This window comes from Paramagnetospirillum caucaseum (assembly GCF_000342045.1).
GTDB classification, from domain to species: Bacteria; Pseudomonadota; Alphaproteobacteria; order Rhodospirillales; family Magnetospirillaceae; genus Phaeospirillum; species Phaeospirillum caucaseum.
The window spans coordinates 10,700-32,328 of record NZ_AONQ01000050.1 but is presented as its reverse complement, the minus strand read 5'-3'; the positions used below and the strand labels follow the sequence as shown (position 1 = coordinate 32,328).

The window sequence follows — 21,629 nt, the reverse complement described above, 5'->3', positions numbered from 1 at the left end:
GTTTAACCTTGCAAGAGCAACGCCTTTTGCTGTGGCTGTTTTCCGAGATTAAGCCGGAGGACACGGATTTCAAGCGCTACCGGGTGCGGATCGCCGACCTTGCCAAGCTGATCGGCATTTCGGATTGAGGCGGGCGGCTGTACCGCGAGATCATTGAAGTGACGGGCCGCTTGCGCAAACGCGAGATCGACATAGAGGACATCAGCCGCAACGTCATCATCCAGGCCACCTGGATTGCTTCGGCGGAATATCAGTTTAACGAGGGCGTGGTGGAAATCTGCCTTGCCCCGGCGCTCATCCCCTATCTGCTGGACATCCGCAAGAACTACACCACGGTTGCGCTCAAATACGTCATCGGCGTGAAAAGCGCCTACGCCATCCGCCTCTATGAGTTGCTGAAGCAATACCAGGGCATCGGCACCCGCGTTGTTTCCATCGCCGATCTGCGCTGATCTTGCGGCATCGGGCCGGATGATTACCGCTTCTACAAGGATTTGCGGGTGCGCATCGTCGATATGGCGCGGCGCGAGATCAACGCCAAGACCGATATCGCTTTCGAGTACGAGGAGATCAAGGAGGGGCGCAAGGTGGTGGCGCTGCGCTTCCGCATCACCAAGAATCCCCGCGCCGATACCCCAGACCCGTTGCGCGACGATCCCCGCCTTGCCCGCCTCGTCGCCCGCCTGACGGCCCATGGCATGGCCGAGGAAGCCGCCCGCGCCATTGTCCAGGCTCACGAGCCGGAGCTTGTGGAATGGGCCACCAGCGACCTCGCCCGCAGACTCAAGGGCAAGGAGAAGATCGAGAACCCCGCCGGATGGCTCAGAAAGGCCATTGAGGAAGATTGGCGGCCCCAACCCACCCTATTCGCCCAGGAGCAAGCCCAGGCCCGCGAAAACGAGCAGAAAGCCGAACGGGAGCGCCTGGATCAGGAGGTAAAGACAGCGGAGGGACGCAAGGCGGACGCTGCCCGCGAGAAAGCCGCCATCATGGCGTTTATCGACGGGTTGCCGGAGGACGAGCGACAAGCCCTCGAACAGGGCTTCCGGGAACACCTCGCTTCCACCGTCCCGGCCATGGTCGCCAAACGGTTTGCTGGCGGGGAGACGTGGTGCGCCGATCCGATTATTCGGGCGGAAGCGATAGCATACCTTCCGAAAAATTTGGAAATCCGGCAGAGCAAGACATAAGTACGACTTTTCGCACTGCCTGATCTGGCGAGCCATCTGTAGTGGTTATGGAAATTTCCGGGAAGTGTGGACGATGTTGAGAACTTGCACGTCGGCTTCAAGCACTCGAACAAAGGCGATAAACGGAAGCTTTGGTATAACCGCCTCCCGAGCGTCTGAGATACGCTCACTTTCGCGTATACGTTCGGGGAATTCTCTGAGGCTTTCAATCTGCGCCACGATTCTGTTCTCGATGGCGACGGCAGTTTCAAAGCCAACGTTCTCAAGGTAATAGACGATGATGCTTTCGAGGTCTGAAAGTGCCTCTGACGTCCATACGATCTTCATATTCGAGCTAACGGGTAGGTTTTAATAAACGTGCGGCGATCCTGGAACGGATTTGCTTCATGGCATCCGTATGTTCGATAAGCGTTGTTTCCCCGCTATCGACACGGCGCATGGTTTCCGCAACTTTATTTGCTACCCATTCTTCATGCCCTGGCTCTTTCGCCATCATCATTTCTGGCAAAAGGGACGCCTCGGCATCTTCCATGGACACCATTATTCCAACAGGGCGATCATTTTTTGTAATTATGACTGGCTCGCGCTGCGCGGAGTGCAGGAACTCCCCGAAGTGGTTTTTTGCGTCTCGCGCCGTCATGACCTTCATGTTCATGGCCTTTGTATGTAAGGGCTAATGGTGTCCATTGTAGCCACAATGGACACTTTTGCAAATCGGATTGCCCGGATATTCCGTAAAGATGGGACGGACGGTGTGCACACCGTCCGTCCCCGCCCCGTCAAAAGGAAGTCTCGTGAGAGGGTGTATCGCGTTCGGCAATACGCTCGCTCACCCACGCATCCACCTCGGACAACACCCATGCGACCCGACCCGGCCCCAGGTTTACCCGCTTGGGGAATTTCCCGGCCGCCTCGAGCCGCCCAATGTGTTGAGGCGTATACGGGATGCCGCAGACGCTCTTGAGCTCCTTCTTCGACACGAGCCGCTTATCAAACTGGATCATCGGATTTCTCCCTCTCGGGAGGCATCGCGATGCCCCGGTTAAAAAGCCGCACCGGTAGGCGAGAAAATCGTATGCCCGCACCGGGCGGGTGTCGAGAGTTTCAACCGTTATTTTGTGCCCCCGTGTGCCCCGGTTTCCGCTTCGGGGGCACAAATCGCCATCCAGCCAGAGCCCCGCCCGATGCGCCGTGAGGTTCAGCGATCTTCCGCCTTGTGCCCCCGAAACCGTTTTGTGCCCCCGTTTGTGCCCCGGAGGCCCAAAAACGATCAAGGGGTTAGCCCATTTCTGAGCTAACCCCTTGATTTAATTGGTAGCGGGAGAGGGACTTGAACCCCCGACCCCAGGATTATGATTCCCGTGCTCTAACCAGCTGAGCTACCCCGCCATCGCGTCGAGAGCGGTTCGTATAATAGCCTCAGCGAGTCCTGTCAAGCCTCTCGCGCGGGCGTGATCCAGCCGCCGCCCAGCACCCGTTCGCCCTGGTAGAAAACGCAGGCCTGGCCGGGAGCGACGCCCTGTTCCGGCTCGTCCAGGATCACCTCGGCGCGGTCGCCGGGAAGACGGCGCAGCAGGGCCGGGGCCGGCGGGCGGGTCGAGCGCACCTTGACGGCGACCCGCAGTTCCGTCTCGCCGCCGCCCAGCCAGTTGACCGCTTCCACATGGACCGCCGGGCAGTTCAGATCCTCGCGGCCACCCACCACCACCCGCCCGCTTTCGGGCTCCAGCGCCACCACGTAGAGCGGCGGGCCGCCGCCCAGGCCGAGGCCCCGGCGCTGGCCGATGGTGTAATGGATCAGGCCGGGATGACGGCCCAACACCCTGCCGGCGCCATCGACGATCTCGCCCGGCCGCGCCGCGCCGGGGTGCAGGCGGGCGACCAGGGCGGCATAGTCGCCGTCGGGCACGAAGCAGATATCCTGGCTGTCGCGCTTGGCGGCCACCGGCAAATGGTGGCGGGCCGCGATGGCCCGCGTTTCGTCCTTGCCGACCATGTTCCCTAAGGGAAAGCGCAGGAAGTCCAGTTGTTCCCGCGTGGTGGCGAACAGGAAGTAGCTCTGGTCGCGGGCGGGGTCGCGCCCGGTCCACATCTCCGCCCCCTGGGAGCCCGGGCGCCGGCGGACGTAATGGCCGGTGGCCAGGGCGTCGGCGCCCAGGTCCCTGGCGACGCCCAGCAGGTCGCGGAACTTGACCGTGCGGTTGCACTCGACGCAGGGCACCGGGGTGCGGGCCGCCAGATAGGACTGGGCGAAGCGCTCGACCACGTCCTTGCGGAAGGTTTCCTCGAAATCCAGGACGTAATGGGGAATGCCCAGGGCGTCGGCCACGGCGCGGGCGTCATGGATATCCTTGCCGGCGCAGCAGGTGTTGGGGCGGCAGGCCCCGGGCGAGATGCCGCTGGCGGCCAGGTCGTAGAGCTGCAGGGTGACGCCGACCACGTCGTAGCCCTGCTCCTTCAGCAGCGCCGCGGTGGCCGAGGAATCCACCCCGCCCGACATGGCGACCACCACGCGGGTGGCCGAAGCGGGCTTGTCGATGTCGAGACTGTTCATGCCTCCCTTGTAGGGGATGGGTGGGCTGCGTTGCAACGAGGCCGTGCTGGCTGTATAGCTGGGCGGTCGTTTCCTCCTTGTCCGGACCTCTCCCATGGCCTCGAAGAAGAAGTCTGATTCGCCGCGCAAGCTCAACCTCGGCTGCGGCCGCGACGTGCGCGCCGGCTGGATCAACCTGGATGCCATGGCCCTGCCCGGCGTGGACGTGGTCGCCGACCTGTCGCTCTGCGCCACCACCCCCCTGCCCTTCGAGGACGGCAGCATGGACGAGTTCCTGCTGTCCCACCTGATCGAGCACATCGCCCAGCCCCTGCCCCTGATGCAGGAGCTGTGGCGCATCGCCAAGCCGGGGGCCAGGATGCAGATCCGCGTCCCCCATGGCGCCCATGACGATGCCTGGACCGACCCCACCCATGTGAAGCCCTATTTCGCGCGGAGCTTCGGCTATTTCTCCCAGCCCTGGTACTGGCGGGCCGATTACGGCTATCGCGGCGACTGGCAGCCGGAACTGGTCACCTATTCCGTCCCCCGGCGGCGCTTCGCCGGCCAGATGCCCGCCCAGATCCTCGAGCAGATCGACGCCCTTCGCAACGTGGTGCAGGAGATGATCGTCGACCTGGTGGCGGTCAAGCCCCTGCGCCAGCCGAAGAAGGAGCTGATGCAGGCGGCCAACATCAAGATTTCCCTGGTGGAATGAATCAGACCGGCGGCACCGCCGCGTTGAGCGCCCGAAGCGTCTTCGAGCGGAATTCGCGGCGGTAGAGCACCGCCACCACCGCCGCCGTCGCCGCCACGAAGGCGCCGGCGTGGAAGAACCAGGTCATCATGGCCAGGGCGAAATAATAGGCCCGGAGGCCCCGGTTGAAGCTGTTGGCGCCCAGGGCGTTGAGCCGCGCCGCATGCTCGGCGAAACGGTCCTTGGCCTCGTCGCCGGCCGAGGGCTCGGGCGCCGCGCCCAGCAGGATGCAGCAGTAATTGAATTGGCGCAGCGACCAGGTGATCTGGAAGAAGGCGTAGACGAACACGCCGGCCAGCAGCATCACCTTGGCCTCGAAGGCGCCGAGCGCCATGGGCGCCACCAGCGGCAGGTCGCGCACCACCGCATAGGCCCGCTCGCCCGAGCCGATCAGCGCCACCAGACCGCCGAGGATCAGGATGGAGGCCGAGGCGAAGAACGACACGCTGCGCATCAGATTGCCCATCAGGGCGCTGTCGGCGACGCGCGCCTCGCGGTCGCACAGCGCCCGCATCCAGGTGCGCCGGTGGCGCGCCGTGGCGGCCAGCAGCGAGTGGCCGCCCAGGGTCAGCCGGTCGGCGATGACCGTATAACCCACCCACAGCACCACGAAGGCGCCAAAGGCGGCCAGATCCATGGCGGGCAGCAGGGCGAAGGGGGTCATCATGATCCGGCGGCGCCGGGCGCGGGTGGATCGGCGTATTGCCGGGCGATGGCGTGAAACTCCTCGTTAATCCCCACGAAGGCGTCCACCACATCCGGATCGAAGCGGCGCCCCTTGCCTTCGATGATGGTTTCCACCGCCACCAGATGCGGAATGGGCTCCTTGTAGACCCGGCGGCTGATCAGCGCGTCGTAGACGTCGGCCACCGCCATCAGCCGGGCCGAGACCGGAATGTCGTCACCGGACAGGCCCTCGGGATAGCCGTCGCCGTCCCACCGCTCGTGATGATAGTTGGCGATCTCCTTGGCGATGGCCAGGAATTCCAGGGAGGTTCCCAGCCAGCGTTCGGCATGTTCGATGGCGTTGCGGCCCATGGCGGCATGGGTCTTCATCACCTCGAATTCCTCGGGCGTCAGGTGACCGGGCTTGAGCAGGATGCAGTCGGGGATGCCCACCTTGCCGATATCATGCAGGGGCGCCGACTTGAACAGCATGGTGATGGTGAACTCGTCGAGATAATGGGCGAAGCGGGGATGGCTCTGCAGACTGGTCGCCAGGGCGCTCATGTAGAACTGGGTGCGGCGGATGTGGTTGCCGGTCATCAGGTCGCGGGTTTCCGCCAGCGAGGCCATGGCCAGGATGGTGACGTCCTTGACCGCCGTCACCTGCTTGGTGCGCTTGGCGACCTCACGCTCCAGGAAGCCGTTCTGGTCGCGCAGGAAATCGGCGGCGGTCTTCAGCCTGAGCTGGGCCCTGACCCGGGCCAGGACGATGGACGGGCTGAAGGGCTTGGCGATGTAGTCCACCGCGCCGAGATCGAAGCCCCGCTTCTCGTCGGCCATCCGGGTCATGCCGGTCAGGAAGATCACCGGAATGGCCTCGGTCCGGGGATTGGCCTTGAGCTGGCGGCAAACTTCATAGCCGTCGATATCGGGCATCATCACGTCGAGCAGGATCAGGTCCGGCGGTTCGGCCCCTTCGGCGATCTTCAGGCCCTTCTCGCCGCTGTTGGCCACCTTGACCCTGTACTCCGCCTTGAGCATGTCGCTGATCAGCCACACTTCGTCCGGGGTGTCGTCCACGACCAGGATTGTCGCTTTATCGGTAAGTTCCGGGGCAGACATTGCTCGTCCTTATCTGGGCAGGATTGGTTCGAAAATCAGGCCTGGGGCGACTGGGCGGTGCCGGCGACCGACATAAGCGCCTTCTTGCGGCCGAGGTCGGCGTCGGAATCGACGTGTTTCAGGGCGATGGCGCGAAACTCCTCCTGAATGTCCAGGAAGGCATCGACGATGTCGGGGTCGAAGTGCTGCCCCCGCCCCTCGGCGATGATGGCCACCGCCGCCTCGTGCGGCATGCCTTCCTTGTAGACCCGGCGGCTGATCAAGGCGTCGTAGACGTCGGCCACCGCCATCAGCCGGGCCGAGAGGGGGATGGCGTCTCCGGCCAGCCCCAGGGGATAGCCGCTGCCGTCCCACTTCTCCTGGTGGGAATGGGCGATCTCCTTGGCGGTGGTCAGGAACTCCACCTTGGTGCCCAGGGATTGCTCGGCATGCTCGATGGCCTCGCGGCCCAGGGTGGTGTGAGTCTTCATCACCTCGAATTCCTCGGGGACGAAGCGGCCGGGCTTCAGCAGGATGCGGTCGGGAATGCCCACCTTGCCGATATCGTGCAGGGGCGCCGACTTGAACAGCATGTCGATGGCCCCGTCGTCCAGCTGGACGGCGAAGCGGGGATGGGAACGCAGCCGGGTGGCCAGGGCCTTGACGTAGAACTGGGTGCGGCGGATGTGGTTGCCGGTCTCCAGGTCGCGGGTCTCGGCCAGCGAGGCCATGGCCAGGATGGTGACGTCCTGGATGGCCATGACCTCCCCGGTGCGCTTGGCCACTTCCGCCTCCAGGAAGTCGTTCTTGTCGCGCAGGAAATCGGCGGCGGCCTTGAGCTTCAGGTGGGTCTTGACCCGGGCCAGCACGATGGGCGGACTGATGGGCTTGGCGATGTAGTCCACCGCCCCCAGTTCCAGCCCCTTCTTCTCGGCGTCGATCTCCACCTTGGCGGTCAGGAAGATCACCGGGATATGGACGGTCCGGAGATCGGCCTTGAGACGCTGGCAGACCTCGTAGCCGTCCAGCCCGGGCATCATGATGTCGAGCAGGATCAGGTCGGGGGGATTGTCGGACGCCGCGATCCTCAGGGCCTTCTCGCCATTGCTGGCCGCCTTCACCCGGTAGTCGTCCTTGAGCAGGCTGCTCAGCACCGCCAGATTGTCCGGCGTGTCGTCCACCACCAGGATGGTGGCTCTTTCGGTGAAGTCCGGGGCGTCCATCACAGTTCCTTACGCAGGGGACCGGTTTCGTTTCATGGCCTCGTCCAGGGCGGCCAGGGCGACATCGAAGTCGAAATCCTTGATGGCCGAACGGACCCGCCCGAAATCCTCGGGAAAGGCCGTGCTCAGCAGGCCGGCGTTCTCTTCCATGACATCGTCAACCTCGGCATCGTCTTCCGCAAGCAGGATGAGCATCCGCCGGCAGACGGCGGCCAGCTTTTCCCCATCCACCGCCACCGGCGCGACACTCTCCTCGGGCGGCAGGCGCGCTTCCAGCAGGGCGACCATTTCCGCCAGGGGCTTGTCCAGCGCGGCCAGCAGACCGTCCACCTCGCCGCGCGGCGCCTTGTCGGCCAGGGCGGTTTCCAGGCTGGCGGCGCGCCGCTGAATCTCGTCCGCCCCGACCATGCCGGCCAGCCCCTTGGTGGTGTGGGCGAGGCGTTCGGCGGTCGCCCCGTCGCCGCGGTCCAGCGCCGCGGCGATGTCGGCGGCAGCGCTCTTGCGGCCCGCGGCGAATTTGCGCAGCGAGGAGAGGTAAAGGCGCGTCTTGCCCTGCACCCGGCGCAGGCCGGAGACCGTATCGAGACCGGGAATCTGGGGGATGGAACGGCCGCCGTCCTCGCCGCCCGGCACCCGGCCCGCCCCGGACGGCGCCACGGCGGCGGCATGGCGCGGCGCGATCCAGCGCAGCAGGGCGGTCCACAGCTGATCGGGATCGATGGGCTTGGTGATGAAATCGTTCATGCCGGCCTCGATGCAGCGGTCCCGGTCCCGCTGCATGGCGTTGGCGGTCATGGCGACGATGGGCAGGGCGTCGAAGCGGCCCAGACGGCGGATTTCCATGGTGGCGGTCACCCCGTCCATCACCGGCATCTGCATGTCCATCAGGACGATGTCGTAGGAATTCCGCTGCACCATCTCCAGGGCGACCGCGCCGTCGCCGGCCACCTCCACCAGGAAGCCGGCATCGGTCAGCAGTTCGGTGGCGACCTCCTGGTTGAGGTCGTTGTCCTCCACCAGCAGGATGCGGGCTCCTGCGATGGTCGCCAGGTTTTCCTGGGACGGAGACAGCTCGCCCGCGGTCTCCCGGCGCTCGGCCGACGGCCCGCCGAACATCCGCATGACGGTGTCGAACAGGATGGAGGCGCTGACCGGCTTGATCAGCACGTCCTCGATGCCGGCCTCGGCGATCTGGTTCAGGACCTCCTCGCGGCCATAGGCGGTGACCATCAGCAGCCGGGGCGCCGGATTCAGCTCCAGGGCCTTGAGGTGACGGGCGGTGTCGATGCCGTCCATGCCGGGCATCCGCCAGTCGAGCAGGACGATATCGTAGGGCTCGCCGCGATCCGCCGCCCGCTTCACCTCGTCCACCGCCTCCCGGCCGGAGGGCAGGTCGCGGACCCGGAAGGTCATGGAGGACAGCAGGTCCGAGAGCACGGCGCGCGCGTTGTCGTTGTCGTCGACCACCAGGGCCCGGTAGCCCCGCAGGTCCGGCGAGGGCAGCAGATGGCGCTTGCGCGCCGCGCCGATGCCCATGCGGGCGGTGAACCAGAAGGTGCTGCCCTTGCCGTACTCGCTTTCGACGCCGACCTCACCCCCCATCAGTTCCGCCAGCTTCTTCGAGATGGCCAGCCCCAGCCCGGTACCGCCGAACTTGCGGGTGGTGGAGGTATCGGCCTGTTCGAAGCTCTGGAACAGCCGCCCCATCTGCTCCTCGGTAAGGCCGATCCCGGTGTCGCGGACGGCGAAATACAGCAACACCTCGTCCTCGCCGCGTTCCTTGACGCGGGCGATGATGTCGATCTCGCCCTTCTCGGTGAACTTGACCGCATTGTTGGCGTAGTTGATCAGGATCTGCCCCAGCCGCAGGGAATCGCCGATCAGGGTGCGCGGCACGTCCGAGGGAATGTCGAACACCAGTTCCAGGTTCTTGGCGCCGGTCTTCTCGGTCAGCAGCCCGGCGATGTTGTCGAGCATCTTGTCCAGATCGAAATCCACCCGCTCGACCGCCAGCTTGCCGGCCTCGATCTTGGAGAAGTCGAGGATGTCGTTGATGATCCCCAGCAGGTGCTGGCCGGCCCCCTGGATCTTCTTGACGTAGTCGTGCTGGCGCGGCGTCAGGTCGGTCTTGAGCGCCAGATGGCTCATGCCGATGATGGCGTTCATGGGCGTCCTGATCTCGTGGCTCATGTTGGCCAGGAAGTCCGATTTCATCCGGGTGGCGTCCTCGGCCAGTTCCTTGGCCTGGGTCAGGGCGGCCTCGGCCTGCTTGACCGCGGTGACGTCCTGGAAGAAGCCGGCCCAGACGGCGCCGCCCTCCTCGCCGGCGATGGGCTGGGCCTCCATCCGCACCCAGCGTTCGTCCGGCGCATCAAGGCGGAACTGGGCCGAGAAGCGCACGCCCCGTCCGACGGCGTCGTCGATGACGCCCTCCAGCGCCTCGCGCTCGTCGTCCTGCACGGCGCCGTACAGCCGCCCGGCATTGGCCCGCAATTCGTCGGGACCGACCCCCAGGATGCTCCGCACCTGCCGCCCCGTGAAGCTGAACCAGAACAGATCGCCTTCGCGGCGCAACTCGAACACCGCCACCGGCAGGGAGTTGGTCAGGGCGCGCAGGCGTTCCTCGGCCTGCCGGATACGGTTTTCCCAATCGCGCCGTTCGGTGATGTCGTCGCAGACCCAGACCGAGCCCTTGGAGAGGTCGTCGCGGTCGATGGCCCGCCCCGAGGTCCGCCCCCAGAAGCTGGTGCCGTTCTTCCGCCGGTATTCCCAGTCGCCCTGGAAGGTCTCGCCCCGGGCGAGGACGGGATAGGCCTCCTCCCCCATCCGCTCGAAATCACCGTCGTGGGCGAAAATAGCCTGGGTGCTCTTTCCCTCCAGTTCCTCCGGCCCGTAGCCCAGCAATTGGGCCAGGGACGTGTTGGAACGGACGATGCGGCGATCCCGCAGCACCGCGATGCCCAGGCCGGCCGACTGGAAGATGGCCGACTGCTCCTCGACCGCCGCCGTCATGGCGGCCAGGGCCTCCTCGCGCTCGGTGACGTCCAGCCAATAGCCGTTCCACACCCGCGTGCCATCGGGCAGGCCGGACGCCATGGAGCGGGTCTCGATCCAGCGGGCCTCGCCGTCGCGGTCGATCACCCGGTAGAGGAGATTGGTGGAGCGGCCGAGCAGGATCGCCTCCTCCATGGCCCGGCGGGCCGCGGGCAGGTCGTCGGGATGGATGCGCCAGAAGCGCAGGTCGGGCTCGTTGATCAGTTCGTCGGGGGTATAGCCCCAGATCTCCTCCGCCTTGGCGCTGACGAAGCGGAAGGCCGCCTCGCCATCCGGGGAGACTTCGAAGCGGAAGGCGGCGCACGGCAGGGAATCGGCCATGTCGCGCATCAATTGCCGCGACCACTCGGCGATGCTTCGCGAATGCTCCAGTTCCTCGGTGCGCTCCAGCACCCGCGCCTCCAGGGTGGCGTTGGCCTCCTCGAGGCGGGAGGTGGAGGACAGCAAGGCGCCGCGCATGGCCTCCTGGGCGGCGGCCAGTTCGGTGATCTCCACCAGGCCGGAGCGGATGTCCACCGGCCGTTCCAGGTCCATGCGGCCGATGCGGGCGCTTTCCCGCGCCAGCGCCTCCAGCGGCGCGGCGAAGCGGCGGGCCACGGGCAGGGTCACCAGGGCCGCCATGGCCAGCGAGGCGAACAGCAGCAGAATGAGCAGGACGATCTGTTCCCGCCCCACCGGCACGAAATCCCGGCGCGGCGCCACCACCCCCAGCCAGACCGGGTTCGAGCCGATGGACATGCGATGGAACCGCGAGAACCAATCCCCGCCGTCGAAAGCCATCGGGTTGAGGATTCCGTCGGGCCGCCCGAGGGCGCTCCAACGCTCCCATCCCTCGGCCAGGACCGGCAGGTTCTGATCCGCCAGCGGCTTCAGTACCGCCTTCTTGATCTCCTCGTCGTCGTCGAAACGCGCCCCCCGGGGAACACCGATCAGCTGCCCCCGGTCGTCCAGCAGCATTCCCACCCCGTTGGGGCCGGCCTTGACCTGGCGGGTGAAGTGGGAGAGGTCGAGCAGCTTGACGTCGTGGGCGATCACGTAGCGGCCGCCGGCGGCATCCGTCCACCGGCTGGCGGCGGTGATGCCCGGCTCCTTGGTGGTGAAGAAGATATAGGGCGCGGTCCAGTGGATGTCCTCGTCCCGGGCCATGGCCATGGCCCCGCCGAACCAGGGGCGCTTGCGGGCGTCGTAATCGCGCTCCAGCACCTCGGTCTTCTCCACCACCCGCTCGGCGCTCCAGGTGATCCAGGTGGTCTTCCTGCCCCAGTTGTCGGGATCGCTGAGGCGGTTGATCCACTTGCCGTCGGGGGTGAGGAGAAGCAGGATTTCCCGCCCCGATTCATGGGCGAGAATCACCGACGAGATTTCGGGATGGTTCTCGATGATGGGAAAGAAGAACTCGTTGAACCGCTCCAGCTGGTCCAGGTTCAGGCTGCCGTTCAGGCCCCAGTGGCGGCTGGTGTTGAGGGTGATCTCCACCGTGGCCAGCAGGCGCTGGACCCGGGCCTCCAGTTCGCCCGCCGTCTGCCGCATCTGGGACTCGGCCAGCCGGTCGATGGTCGGCGCGACGATCAGGGAATAGGTCGAGGAGGCGAACACCCCCAGGGCCACGACGACGATGGCGAAGGCCCGCAACAGCAGGTTGTTGCGAATCGAGGTTCCACCCCGCCGCCATGGGACGGGAAGGGATGTCGGCGCCAGCGTGGTCATTCACCCCCATCCTTCGACGATATGCGAGCAATACGTCCCCAAAGGATAAACGGGGAAACCATCGCGGGAAAGCATGTTTCCAACCTGCTATTCGGCGAATTCCCTCCATCGGAAGAAAGTTTTTCCGCCATCGGGTCCGCCGCCGACTTATGCTGGTTCCTTCGGCGATCGGGGAGCTCCGGATGAGCGGCACTCTGTTTTTCCTGGCGGTCATCGCCTCGGTCATCGCGCTGTTCGGCCTCGCCATGGCGGCCGACAGGCGGTCGGCCCCGGCGGGCGCCGGGCGTCTTGGCGGGGTGGTCTACGCCCTGTCCCTGGCCGTCTTCTGCACCTCGTGGACGTTTTACGGCAGCGTCGGCCGGGCGGCGACCGGCGGCATCGGCTTCCTGGCGGTCTATCTGGGGCCGGTGCTGCTCTTCCTGTTCGGCCGGCCGGTGCTGGACCGGGTCATCCGAACGGCCAAGGCCCACCATTCCACCTCCATCGCCGACCTGATCTCGGCCCGCCACGGCAACAGCCGCGCCCTGGCCCGGCTGGTGACGGTCATCGCCGTCATCGGCATCCTTCCCTACATCTCGCTGCAGTTGAAAGCCATCGGCGTCAGCTTCGACATTCTGCTGCACTATCCCGATCTGGCGGGCCTGGCGGGGCGCCAGCCGCCGCCGGTCTGGCGGGACCCGGCGGTCCATACGGCGCTGATCCTCACCGTCTTCTGCATCCTGTTCGGAACCCGCCATATCGACGCCACCGAACAGCACCGGGGATTGGTGACGGTCGTCGCCCTGGAATCGGTGATCAAGCTGCTGGCCTTCCTGGCGGTGGGCGGCTTCGTCGTCTGGGGGATGTTCAACGGGCTGGGCGACCTGCTGTCACGAATCGCCGGCACGCCGGCGGCCGGCCTGCTGGACGTTGCCCCGTCGCTCGGCAGCCTGGATTGGTGGGCGGTGGTGCTGGCGTCGGCGGCGGCGGTCATCTGCCTGCCGCGCCAGTTCCAGGTCCTGGTCGTCGAGAACACCAGCCGGAGCCACCTGCGCACCGCCGGCTGGCTCTTTCCGCTGTATCTGGTGGCGATCAACCTGTTCGTCCTGCCCATCGCCATGGCCGGAATCCTGGTCCTGGGCGACCGGCAGGTGCCGGCCGACACCTTCGTGCTGACCCTGCCCATCGCCGGACAGCAGCCCTGGCTGGCGCTGGCGGCCTTCATCGGCGGCCTGTCCGCCGCCACCGCCATGGTGCTGATCGAGGTCACCGCCCTGTCGACCATGGTGTCCAACGACCTTGTGATGCCGCTGATCCTGCGCCGGCTGATGGCGGCCGAGCGGGACCCGGTCCGCGTGATCAAGCTGGTCCGCCGCGTGTCGATCGTCGCGGTGCTGATGCTGGCCTACGCCTATGTCCGCATCATCGGGGAATCGCGGACCCTGGTGAGCATCGGGCTGGTCTCGTTCGTGGCCGCCGCCCAGTTCGCCCCGGCGCTGTTCGCCGGGTTGTACCTGCGGCGGCCCAGCCGGCAGGGGGCCATATGGGGGCTGGCGGCCGGCTTCGCGGTCTGGGGCTATACCCTGCTGGTCCCGTCCTTCGCCGAATCAGGCTGGCTGGGGCGGGAGTTCCTGGCGACGGGTTTTTTCGGGACGAGCCTCCTTGCCCCCCGCGCCCTGTTCGGGCTCCACGGGCTGAACGAGATTTCCCATGCGCTGTTCTGGAGTCTGGCGGCCAACGCCGGATGCTATCTGATCGGCATGGCGGCGGGGGGAACGGAATCGACGGCGGGCAGGGCCGCCCGGGCGTCCGGACCGGTGACCATTCCCGCGGCCTCCCTGCAGGGGCTGGTGGAACGCTTCATCGGCGAGGAGCGCGGGCGGCGGGCCTTCGCCGATTACGCCGCCACCCTCGCCACCCCGCCTCCGCCGGAGGCCGGCCCGGACCACCCGTTCGTCGGGCTGGCCGAAAAGCTGTTGGCCGGCACGGTCGGCAATGCCTCGGCCCGGATCATGGTCGCCGGGGCCTTCGGCGGCGAAGGCATCGACCCGGCCCATATCCGCAGCATGCTCAAGGACGCCTCGGACGCCATCGAGTCCAGCCGGGCGATCCTGGCCGATGCCCTCGACCACCTGGGCCAGGGCGTCACCGTCGTCGATGCCGACCTCCGGCTGGTGGCCTGGAACAACCGTTTCGTGGAACTGGCACGGCTTCCCGGCGATCTGGTGGCCCATGGCGCCCCGCTCGAGGCCATTGTACGCCACAACGCCTATCACGGCGGCTACGGCCCCGGCGAGGCCGAGACCCTGATCGCGACGCGGCTGGCCTGGCTGCGCAAGGGGCTGCCCTTTCACGACGAACGCGAACAGCCCGACGGGTCGGTCCTGGAAGTCATCGGCAAGCCCCTGCCCAACGGCGGCTACGTCACCACCTATACCGACGTCACCCGCCGGCACCGGGCCGAACAGAAGCTGCGCCATGCCAATGACGAGCTCGAGAGCCGGGTCGAGGCCCGGACCTCCGAATTGTCGAAGGAAGTCCGGGTCCGCGCCCTGACCGAGACGGCGCTGCGGCGGTCGCGGGAACGTCTGAAGGGCATCACCGACAGCCTGTTCGAGGGCGTCCTGATGGTCACGGCCGAGGGCGTGATCGCCTTCGCCAATCCCTCGGCCAAGCAATTGCTGGGGTTCGCCGAGGAAAGGGGCGACATCGAAGGCCATCCCCTCGACGAACTGATGCGGATGCGAGGCAAGGACGGGGAAAGGGCCTTCGCAGACTCGCCGCTCGGGCGGTCGCTGGCGGACGGTTCGCCGTTCCACGACAACGACGCCGAATTCGTCACCGCGGCCGGAGCCGCCGTGGCGGTGGCCTATGCCTGCATCCCCCTCGCCAACGAGGAAGGCCGCCGCTCGGTGATCGTCTCGTTCCGCGACATCACCCTGCTCAAGGCCGCCCAGCGTGACGCACTGCAGGCCTCCCGCCTCGCCAGCGTCGGCCAGTTGGCGGCCGGCATCGCCCACGAGATCAACACGCCGGTCCAGTATATCGGGGACAATCTCAACTTCATCCGCGGCGCCATGGTCAAGCTGATCTCCGTCGCCCGGGCGGGTCAGGATCTGGCGGCGACCGCCCCGTCCTCCGAGGCGGCCAGCCGCTTCGAAGCCGAAATCGCCGCCGCCAAGCTGCCGTTCCTGCTGACCGAGGCCCCGGTGGCGGTGCAGGAATCCCTGGACGGAGTGGCGCAGATCGCCAAGATCGTCCTGTCCATGAAGGAATTCTCCCATCCCGGCACCACCGAAAAGGTCGCCGCCGACATCAACCGCGCCCTCGAAAGTACCCTGACCGTCTCCCACAACGTCTGGAAACAGGTGGCCACCGTCGAGACGGCCTTCGCCCCCGACCTTCCCCATCTCCTGTGCTTTCCCAGCGAACTGAACCAGGTGTTCCTGAACCTGATCGTCAACGCCGCCCAGGCCATCGAGGCATCGGGCAAGCCCCTGCCCGGACGCATCACCATCACCACCTCGCGGCAGGACGGAGCGGTGGAGGTCTCGGTCACCGACACCGGCACCGGTATCCCACCCGCCATCCGCAACCGGATCTTCGATCCTTTCTTCACCACCAAGGAAGTGGGCAAGGGAACCGGCCAGGGATTGGCCATCTGCCGCGATGTGGTGGTGGTCAAACACGGCGGCAGCCTGAACGTCGAAAGTGAAGATGGGCAGGGAGCGAGATTCATCATGAGAATTCCCCTCGCCGACTAGCCTCCATGGTCGGGAGGCTTGTTTACAGAACGGATACACAGTCCCCAAATTCCGTTTGTGATCCTGCCGTTATATTTGGGCACGACCAGACCTTCGATCTAACGATGTCCCGCCCATAGGTACATAACCTAATGGCAGAAGCCGCTATGGACGCACAACCTTATTGACGTATGATTCCGGCGACAGTCCGGGAAACGCGATACTCTTGGAGCTTGAATGCACAAGCTGCTGGCCCGCCAACTCCGCAAGGCTGCCGAGGGATCTCCCGACGGCACGGTGGACATGGCGCGCCTGATCGAGATGGTCGATCTGGCCTACGAGGAATCCGAAAGGGAGCGCCGGCTGAAGGACCGCGCCCTGGACGTGATGCAGGACGAGGTCGAGGAAATGAGCCGCCGCGTGGCGGCGGAGGCCGAGCAGCGCTTCAATCTGCTGATGGACAATGTGGGCGAGGCGGTGATCGTCATCGGCGCCCGGGGACAGATCGAGGCCTTCAACCGCGAGGCAGAAAAGATCTTCGGCTACCTTGCCGGCGAAGCCATCGGGCATAACATCGCCTTCCTGATGCCCGCCGATCTGGCCGCGGTCCACGGTTCCTTCCTGGCGCAGGCGGAAAGCCACGGCAACACCCGCATCCTGGGCAAGGGCGGGCGCGAATTGCTGGGCAAGCGCAAGAACGGGGAAATCTTCCCCGCCGAGATCGCCATCGGCGAGGTCACCTCGGGCGGATACCGCCAGTTCATCGGCGTCATCCGCGACATCACCCTGCGCCGGCAGGCGGAAATCGAATTGCGGGAAAGCGAAAGCCGCTTCCGCGATCTGGCCGGTTCGGCCTCGGACTGGTTCTGGGAAAGCGACGCCGACCACCGGCTGACCTTCGTCTCGGAACGCATCGGCAGCGTCCTGGGGGTCAAGCCGGCGGCCATCCTGGGACACACCTGGCTCGAGATCGGCCTGGACGACCAGCCCGAGCGGGCCGCCGCCTATCGCGAGGATCTGGCGGCGCATGCCAGCTTCCGCGACCTGGTGTTCACCGTCGGCCCACCCGACGGCAAGGACGGCAAGGTCATCCGCCTCAGCGCCATCCCCATGTTCTCGCCCGACGGCGCCTTCACCGGCTATCGCGGCGTCGGCGCCGACATCACCCGCGAGGCCAGCGCGGTGGAGCGGGCGATCCAGGCCCGGGAACAGCTGCGCGACGCCATCGACAGCATCACCGACGCCATCGCGGTCTACGACAACAGCGAGAAGCTGGTGATCTGCAACCAGGCCTATGCCGATACCCTGGACCGGGCCCACGAATTCCTGTTTACCGGCATTCTGTTCGAGGACGTGCTGCGCAACGGCCATCAGCGCAAGTTCTTCGATATCGGCGACCAGGATTTCGACGAATGGCTGGTCGGCCGCCTGGACCGATTCCGCAACGCCGACGGCCATTCCTTCGTGGTCAAGCTGTCCGGGGAACGCTGGGTGCAGAGTCGGGAATGCCCGACCCGCGAGGGCGGCGTGGTGGCGGTGCGCACCGACATCACCCGCCTGAAGCGCCGCGAGGAGGACCTGGACCAACTGCGCCGGCGCTACGAGCTGATCCTGGATTCGGCGGGCGAGGGCATCGTCGGCCTCGATTCCTGTGGGCGGGTCACCTTCGCCAACCGCATGGCGGGAGAGATCATCGGCCGCCATCCCGCCGAGATGGTCGGCCAGTGCTTCCATTGCCTGGTCCATCCCGACCCGCTCCACTGCGGCGGCCCCTGCCCGGCCTCGGCGTCGCCGGTGGTCGAGGCCTATCTGAGCGGCACCCCCGGCCAGGTCAGCGGCGAGGTCTTCCGCGAAGGGGGCCAGCGCGGCATCCCGGTGGACTACTTCGTGGCGCCGATCATCGAGAACGAGGAGCCTTCTGGAGCGGTGCTGGTCTTCCGCGACGCCACCCTGCGCCTGCAATCCGAGCGCAGCCTGGAACAGCAGCAGCGGGAACTGGCCCATCTGGTCGCCGAGCGGACCCGCGAGCTTCAGCGCGAGATCGATATCAGGGCCCATACCGAAACCGCCCTGCGCGGCTCGCGCGAGCGGCTCAAGGGCATCACCGACAGCCTGTTCGAGGGCGTGCTGGTGGTGGACCGCGAGGGCTACATCTCCTTCGCCAACCCCTCGGCCAAGCAATTGCTCGAATGCGACGAGAACAGCGGCGATATCGAGGGCTATCCCCTCGACATCCTGCTGCGGGTCAGAACCCCCACCGGGGACGTCATCTTCAGGAACTCGCCGTTCCGCCGGGTGATCCAGGAGAACGTCACCTTCCGCGACGACGACGCCGCCTTCATCACCGCTTCGGACAAGGCCCTGTCGGTGGCCTATGCCTGCTCCCCGCTGGGCGAGGACGAAGACAAACGCTCCGTGATCATTTCCTTCCGCAACATCGAGACGCTGAAGAAAGCCCAGCGCGAGGCCGTCCAGGCCTCGCGCCTGGCCAGCGTCGGCCAACTGGCCGCCGGCATCGCCCACGAGATCAACACGCCGATCCAGTATGTGGGCGACAATCTCCGCTTCATCGACAACGCCCTGGGCAAGCTGGGGGCCGCCGTGGCCGCCGGCCGGGAGCTGGCCGCCAGCGCCATGGCCCATCCGGCCATGAGCGAACCGGTGGACAAGTTCAACACGGCCTTCGCCAACGCCAAGATTCCCTTCCTGATGGCCGAGGTGCCGGCGGCGGTCAGCGAATCCCTCGACGGCGTCGCCCAGATCGCCCGCATCGTGCTGTCCATGAAGGAGTTCTCCCATCCCGGCACCAGCACCAAGACCATGACCGACATGAACCGGGCCCTGGACAGCACCCTGACCGTATCCCGGAACGTCTGGAAGCATGCCGCCGAGATGGTGCGGAATTTCGATCTTTCGCTCCCCCCGGTGCTGTGCCACGCCGGCGAGTTGAACCAGGTCTTCCTCAACCTGATCGTCAACGCCGCCCACGCCATCGAGGCGTCGGGCAAGCCCCTGCCGGGGTGCATCACCGTTTCGACAACGCAAAGGGATGATCACGTGGAAATCTCCGTCGCCGACAGCGGCACCGGCGTCCCCGAAGCCATTCGGGAGCGGATTTTCGACCCGTTCTTCACCACCAAGGAAGTGGGCAAGGGAACCGGACAGGGATTGGCCATCTGCCGCGACGTGGTGGTGGCCAAGCACGGCGGCAGCATGGACGTTGCCGACAATGACGGCGGTGGCGCCGTCTTCATCGTCCGCCTTCCGATCAGCGGGACCGGCGAACCGGGAGCCAGGGAATGACGGAAATGCTGCGCGTGCTGTTCGTCGATGACGAAGCCCATATCCTGCGGGGCCTGCGCCGTTCCATGACCAGCATGGGCGACGAATGGGACATGACCTTCTGCGCGTCGGGCGCCGAGGCCCTGGCCCTGATGCAACGGGAGGCGGCCTTCGACGTGGTGGTCTCCGACATGCGCATGCCCGCCATGGATGGGGCGGAGTTCCTGGGAATCGTGCGGCAACGCCACCCGGAAACCATCCGCGTCATCCTGTCCGGCTATGCCGACGTCGAATCCATCCTGCGTACGGTCGGGCCGGCCCATATCTACCTGGCCAAGCCGTGCGACGCCGAAACCCTGCACAAGGCCATCTCGCGCCCCATCGCGCTGAAACGCCTGCTGTCCACCCCGTCGCTGCGGGCCGTCCTGGCCGGGCTGAACAACCTGCCGAGCCTGCCGGACGTGGTCCTCAAGGTCGGCGAGGAGTTGCGCTCGCCGCAATGCTCGGCCAAATCCCTCGCCGCCCTCATCGACAAGGATGTGGCGATGACGGCGGAACTGCTACGGCTGACCAACTCCGCCTACTTCTCCGTGGCCAGCCCCGTCACCACCACTTTGCAGGCGGTCCGCACCATCGGCCTGGAGACGATCCAGGCCCTGGTGCTGCAGATCGGCATCTTCCGCCAGTTCTCCGGCAACCCCGCCGTCGCCCCCCTGCTGGAGAACCTGACCGGCTATTGCCTAGCCACCGCCAATCTGGCCGAAGCCATCGCCGCCTCCATGGGAGCCGACCAGGCCACCGCCAAGGCGACCCATTGCGCCGCCATGCTGTCGCGGATCGGCATTCTCGTCCTGCTCGACGCCTACCCGGACACCTACACGGAAATACTGGCGATGATCGGAACGGACATGTCGCTGCATGCCGCCGAACAACAGGTGTTCGGGGCCAATCATGCGCTGATCGGCGCCTATCTGCTCGGATTGTGGGGGTTCAGCCCCCCCCTGGTGGAAGCGGTGGCCTTCGCCGCCACCCCGTCCACCGGCCTTGACCATGACAACACCATGCTGACGGCCCTTCATGCCGCCACCAGCCTCAGCCTGCCCCTGGCGTCGGTCTTTTCCCCGGAAATTCAGGTCCAAAACCGCCTGGACATGGCCTATCTTATCGAAGCCCGCCGGGATGGCCTGATTTCCAGCTGGCGCGAGCTGGCGCAAAAGCTGTCCGGGGAGAAGACGTGATGCCGGAACGAATCCTGGTGATCGACGACGATCACCACCTGCTGTCGGGATTGCGCCGTCAACTCAGCGATACCTTCGACATCACCACGGCCCAGGGCGGCGCCGAGGCCTTGAGCGAGGTCCAGGCGGCCATGACGGCGCAAACTCCCTTCGCCGTCGCCCTGTGCGACATGCGCATGCCGGGGATGGACGGCATCGAGACGCTGAAGCGGATTCGGGAACTGGCCCCCGATACCGTGCGGATCATGCTGACCGGCAACGCCGACCAGCAGACCGCCATCGAGGCCATCAACCACGGCAACATCTTCCGCTTCTTCACCAAGCCCTATCCGGTGGACCAGCTGCGCGAGGGACTGGAGGCGGCCTGCGAGCAGTACCGCCTGGTCACGGCGGAGAAGGAATTGCTGGAAAAGACCCTGACCGGCGCCATCAAGGTGCTGGTGGACATCGCCTCCATGAACGACGCCATCGTGGCGGGGCTGGCCACCCGGCTCAGGGAATGGGTGCGACTGCTGACCAGCGAATTCAAGATGCCCCAGCGCTGGCAGCTGGAAATCGCCGCCACCCTGGTGCCGGTCGGCCAGGTGGCCATTCCGCCGGAACTGATCGCCAAGAAGCGGTCGGGCGAGATCCTGACCGACCTGGAAAAGTCGCTGTTCGAACGCAACCCGGAAGCGGCGCGCAATCTGATCGCCCACATTCCCCGCCTGGCCAAGGTCTCGGAAATCGTCTACCTGCAGGATCGCGGCTTCGACGGCAGCGGCTTCCCGGCCGACGGGCCGGTGGGCAACGACATCCCCCTGGACGCCCGCCTGCTCAAGATCCTCAAGGATCTGGCCGAGGCCACCGAGGGCGGGCCGCTGACCAAGGCGGCCTTCGCCACCCTCGAGCGGCGCCGCTCGCAATACGATCCCGTCCTGCTGCCCAAGGTCAGGACCTGCCTGGAGCGGGTGGTCGACATGATGCCGTCCACCTCCATGGACGTGCCGCTGGCCTCGCTCAGGACCGGACAGGTGGTGCTGTCGGACATCAAGCTGGCCAACGGCCACCTGATCCTTTCCGCCAACACCCAGCTGACCGGGGCGCAGATCGAGCGCCTGCAGAATCTGCGGCGGATCTTCACCTTCGCCGAACCCGTCAAGGTCAGGATTTGACA

14 protein-coding genes, 1 tRNA gene and 1 pseudogene are annotated in these 21,629 nt (G+C 66.1%); 7 read left to right on the top strand and 9 right to left on the bottom strand.

Annotated elements, in window-relative coordinates:
• The first annotated feature begins 8 nt into the window (after nucleotides 1-8).
• Together H261_RS26760 and H261_RS26755 are read left to right on the top strand one after the other, a co-directional pair.
• Nucleotides 9-452, top strand: a pseudogene (locus H261_RS26760) (replication initiation protein).
• A gap of 9 nt (nucleotides 453-461) precedes the next feature.
• Nucleotides 462-1,190, top strand: coding sequence for a hypothetical protein (locus H261_RS26755; protein WP_407636095.1), 729 nt, complete (start codon nucleotides 462-464; stop codon nucleotides 1,188-1,190).
• 45 nt (nucleotides 1,191-1,235) lie between these two features.
• Here the strand turns inward: H261_RS26755 and H261_RS16235 are convergent, their stop codons facing one another.
• From H261_RS16235 to mnmA, 5 genes are all read right to left on the bottom strand, one after another.
• The gene (locus H261_RS16235; protein ID WP_008619586.1) at nucleotides 1,236-1,517 is read right to left on the bottom strand and encodes a type II toxin-antitoxin system RelE/ParE family toxin; all 282 of its coding nucleotides are present in this window, start codon (nucleotides 1,515-1,517) and stop codon (nucleotides 1,236-1,238) included.
• Between the two features lie 7 nt (nucleotides 1,518-1,524).
• Nucleotides 1,525-1,839 carry a type II toxin-antitoxin system Phd/YefM family antitoxin gene (locus H261_RS16230; RefSeq protein ID WP_008619584.1) on the bottom strand — a complete coding sequence of 105 codons (315 nt, stop codon included), beginning with the start codon at nucleotides 1,837-1,839 and terminating at the stop codon, nucleotides 1,525-1,527.
• A gap of 130 nt (nucleotides 1,840-1,969) precedes the next feature.
• Entirely contained in the window at nucleotides 1,970-2,194 is a 225-nt protein-coding gene (locus H261_RS16225) for a helix-turn-helix transcriptional regulator (protein ID WP_008619583.1), read from the bottom strand.
• Between the two features lie 308 nt (nucleotides 2,195-2,502).
• Nucleotides 2,503-2,579: transfer RNA gene (locus H261_RS16220), tRNA-Met, on the bottom strand.
• A 43-nt stretch (nucleotides 2,580-2,622) separates the two neighbouring features.
• Nucleotides 2,623-3,744, bottom strand: coding sequence for a tRNA 2-thiouridine(34) synthase MnmA (gene mnmA, locus H261_RS16215; RefSeq protein ID WP_008619582.1), 1,122 nt, complete (start codon nucleotides 3,742-3,744; stop codon nucleotides 2,623-2,625).
• Nucleotides 3,745-3,838: 94 nt separating this feature from the next.
• Between mnmA and H261_RS16210 the strand changes: the two genes are divergently transcribed.
• Nucleotides 3,839-4,441 carry a class I SAM-dependent methyltransferase gene (locus tag H261_RS16210; protein ID WP_008619581.1) on the top strand — a complete coding sequence of 201 codons (603 nt, stop codon included), beginning with the start codon at nucleotides 3,839-3,841 and terminating at the stop codon, nucleotides 4,439-4,441.
• Nucleotide 4,442: 1 nt separating this feature from the next.
• Here H261_RS16210 and H261_RS16205 read toward each other — a convergent pair whose 3' ends face one another.
• The 4 genes from H261_RS16205 to H261_RS23465 are packed head-to-tail and all read right to left on the bottom strand — an operon-like array spanning nucleotide 4,443 to nucleotide 12,231.
• Nucleotides 4,443-5,147, bottom strand: a complete 705-nt coding sequence (locus tag H261_RS16205) for a DUF599 domain-containing protein (RefSeq protein ID WP_235062958.1) — start codon at nucleotides 5,145-5,147, stop codon at nucleotides 4,443-4,445.
• Nucleotides 5,144-6,268: a response regulator gene (locus tag H261_RS16200; RefSeq protein ID WP_040476712.1), complete on the bottom strand. Its 1,125-nt coding sequence runs from the start codon at nucleotides 6,266-6,268 to the stop codon at nucleotides 5,144-5,146. The genes H261_RS16205 and H261_RS16200 overlap by 4 nt, the downstream gene beginning before the upstream one ends.
• Before the next feature lie 35 nt (nucleotides 6,269-6,303).
• On the bottom strand, nucleotides 6,304-7,470 hold the full coding sequence (locus H261_RS16195) for a response regulator (RefSeq protein WP_008619578.1): 1,167 nt from the start codon (nucleotides 7,468-7,470) through the stop codon (nucleotides 6,304-6,306).
• A gap of 9 nt (nucleotides 7,471-7,479) precedes the next feature.
• The gene (locus H261_RS23465; RefSeq protein WP_008619577.1) at nucleotides 7,480-12,231 is read right to left on the bottom strand and encodes a response regulator; all 4,752 of its coding nucleotides are present in this window, start codon (nucleotides 12,229-12,231) and stop codon (nucleotides 7,480-7,482) included.
• Nucleotides 12,232-12,413: 182 nt separating this feature from the next.
• On the opposite strand from H261_RS23465, the gene H261_RS26155 reads away from it, so the two are divergent.
• The 4 genes from H261_RS26155 to H261_RS16170 all read left to right on the top strand — a co-directional run bounded on the left by H261_RS26155 (nucleotide 12,414) and on the right by H261_RS16170 (nucleotide 21,627).
• Nucleotides 12,414-15,974, top strand: a complete 3,561-nt coding sequence (locus tag H261_RS26155) for a PAS-domain containing protein (protein ID WP_008619576.1) — start codon at nucleotides 12,414-12,416, stop codon at nucleotides 15,972-15,974.
• A 216-nt stretch (nucleotides 15,975-16,190) separates the two neighbouring features.
• Nucleotides 16,191-19,256: a PAS domain-containing sensor histidine kinase gene (locus tag H261_RS16180; RefSeq protein ID WP_008619575.1), complete on the top strand. Its 3,066-nt coding sequence runs from the start codon at nucleotides 16,191-16,193 to the stop codon at nucleotides 19,254-19,256.
• The gene (locus tag H261_RS16175; protein ID WP_040476710.1) at nucleotides 19,253-20,473 is read left to right on the top strand and encodes a response regulator; all 1,221 of its coding nucleotides are present in this window, start codon (nucleotides 19,253-19,255) and stop codon (nucleotides 20,471-20,473) included. The genes H261_RS16180 and H261_RS16175 overlap by 4 nt, the downstream gene beginning before the upstream one ends.
• Nucleotides 20,473-21,627 carry an HD domain-containing phosphohydrolase gene (locus tag H261_RS16170; RefSeq protein WP_008619573.1) on the top strand — a complete coding sequence of 385 codons (1,155 nt, stop codon included), beginning with the start codon at nucleotides 20,473-20,475 and terminating at the stop codon, nucleotides 21,625-21,627. Before H261_RS16175 ends, H261_RS16170 begins: the two co-directional genes overlap by 1 nt.
• Nucleotides 21,628-21,629: the final 2 nt, after the last annotated feature.